Annotated in this window: 3 protein-coding genes; 1 reads left to right on the plus strand and 2 read right to left on the minus strand. The window is 64.3% G+C overall.

Annotation, left to right across the window (positions count from 1 at the left end):
• Positions 1 to 562, minus strand: a 562-nt coding sequence (locus I5M_RS04105) for an NAD(P)/FAD-dependent oxidoreductase (protein WP_031335318.1), incomplete at its 3' end; no start/stop codon positions are given.
• A 63-nt stretch (positions 563 to 625) separates the two neighbouring features.
• Here I5M_RS04105 and I5M_RS04110 point away from each other — a divergent pair.
• Positions 626 to 1,375 (plus strand): TetR/AcrR family transcriptional regulator, encoded by a 750-nt coding sequence (locus I5M_RS04110; RefSeq protein ID WP_244431928.1) that lies wholly within the window; start codon positions 626 to 628, stop codon positions 1,373 to 1,375.
• Here I5M_RS04110 and fliP read toward each other — a convergent pair whose 3' ends face one another.
• Positions 1,376 to 2,134 carry a flagellar type III secretion system pore protein FliP gene (fliP, locus tag I5M_RS04115; protein ID WP_031335320.1) on the minus strand — a complete coding sequence of 253 codons (759 nt, stop codon included), beginning with the start codon at positions 2,132 to 2,134 and terminating at the stop codon, positions 1,376 to 1,378. It abuts the gene before it with no gap.
• Between the last annotated feature and the right edge of the window lie 11 nt (positions 2,135 to 2,145).

The following is a 2,145-nucleotide window of genomic DNA, read 5'->3' on the forward strand; positions in this document are numbered from 1 at the left end:
CGGGGTCGGCGTCGAACAATTGGGTCTCGATGAACGTCGTGCCGACATAGGCGGGCGTCGCTTTGGACAGAAGCGGTCGAACTTTCGACCACGCGCCATCGGCCCCCACCAGCAGATCGGTCCTCACCGTCGAGCCGTTGGTGAACTTCAGCATATGTCGCCCGCCGTCCATCGGTGACACGGCTGACAGCCTGTGTCCCCAGCGGATCGTGTCGGCGGGAAGAGAATCGAGCAGAATTCTCCGGAGATCGCCGCGGTCGACCTCGGGTCGACCGCCGCCGCCGCGATCCGGCATGTCCAACAGGATATTGCCGGCGTTGTCGACGATCCGTTTTGCATCGGCGCCGGGCTGGATGATCGCACGAAACCGATCGAACAGTCCCGCGGCCTTGAGCGCGAGCTGCCCATTGTATTCGTGAATATCGAGCAAGCCTCCCTGCGGCCGCGCGCTCGCGGACGCTTCCGCGTCGTAGATCGTGGCTGCGATGCCGTGAACATGGAGGATCCTGGCGAGCGTCAGCCCGCCGAGCCCGGCGCCGATAATCGTGATCGGTTCATCCATCATGTTGCTCCTTTGCGGGCCGCCATTGGGGACGCGCAAAGGCGCCGATGGAACGTCGTTCCAATGTATTGGAACGACGTTCCAAGCATGTCAAGATGCAGCATGGTCAGACATGCAGGTGGCACGCGACGACGGCTGCAAGCGCTCTCGCGGGAGCGCATTATCGAAGCGTCGATCGATCTGTTGGACAGCAGCGGCGAGGACGGCCTGACATTCCGAGCGCTGTCCGAACGGCTTTCCACAGGGCCCGGCGCCATCTATGGGCACATCCCCAACAAGAGCGAACTGCTGATCGCCGCCTGCGACTCCATCGTCGCTCGCGCGCTCAACGTCTCTTCGGCCGGCGCAACGCCGGAAGCGACCATTCGCGGCCTCGCTCTGAGGTTGTTCGACACGATCGACGCGCATCCGTGGGTCGGTTCGGCACTGTCACGCGCGCCTGGACGGTTGCCGATGGTGCGCATTCTCGAAAGCATCGCTCGGCCGGTTTGCGCTCTTGGTGTGCCGGACGAGGAGCAGTGGGCGACGGTCGGGGCGTTGCTGAATTACATTCTCGGCGTCGGCGGGAAGAATGCAGCCAACGGGCAACTCGCCCGGACTCTCGGCCTGGATCGGTCCGACTTCCTGGGTTCGGTGTCGGCCGCCTGGTCCGAGCTCGATCCGGCCGAATATCCCTTCACGCAAAGCGTCGCCGGACAGTTGCTCACTCACGACGACCGGGCCGACTTTCTCGCCGGTATCGACCTTATTCTCCGGGGTATCGACTCGTCGCGGCGCAGCCGAGCCGCGAAGGCCGGCGCGTCGCGTCGCTGACTAACTCCCGCCGTAGCTCTGCACGAGGCTGCCTGCGACCAGCGACCAGCCGTCGACCAGGACGAAGAAGATCAGCTTGAAGGGCAGCGACACGACGACCGGCGGCAGCATCATCATGCCCATCGACATCAGGATCGAGGCGACGACGAGGTCGATGATCAGGAACGGCAGGAACAGCAGGAAACCGATCTCGAAGGCGCGCCGCAGCTCGGAGATCATGAAGGCCGGCATCAGGATGCGTAGCGACAGATCATCGGGCGTCGCCGGCGGCGGTTCGCCGGACAGGTCCATGAACAGCTTGAGGTCCTTCTCGCGGACATTCTTCTGCATGAAGCCACGAAGCGGCACCGCACCGCGCTCCAGCGCCTGATCGACCGTGATTTCGTTGGCGATCAGCGGGCGGATGCCGTCGTCGTAGGATTTCTGCAGCACCGGCCCCATCACGAAGGCAGTGAGGAACAACGCCAGCGCGATGATCACCGAGTTCGGCGGCGCGGTGGCGGTGCCGAGCGCGGTGCGTAGCAGCGACAGCACCACCACGATGCGCGTGAACGACGTCATCATGATCAGAATCGACGGCGCGATCGACAGCACCGTGAGCAGCGCGATCAGCTGGATCGCACGCTCGGTGACGCCGGGGCCGCCGCCGCCGAGATTGATGCTGATGTCCTGGGCATGCGCCGGCGCGGCCAGCGCGAGGGCGGCGATCAGAACTGCAGTGAAGGAAACTACTCTACGCGGACAACCTGCGGCGCTCACGAAGACGACTT

It is taken from the genome of Rhodopseudomonas sp. B29 (assembly GCF_000333455.1).
Classification (GTDB): Bacteria; Pseudomonadota; Alphaproteobacteria; order Rhizobiales; family Xanthobacteraceae; genus Rhodopseudomonas.

What these genes read in the sequence shown, in the direction of transcription:
- I5M_RS04110 (WP_244431928.1), top strand. Translation starts at nt 626, where the DNA reads ATGTATTGGAACGACGTTCCAAGCATGTCAAGATGCAGCATGGTCAGA.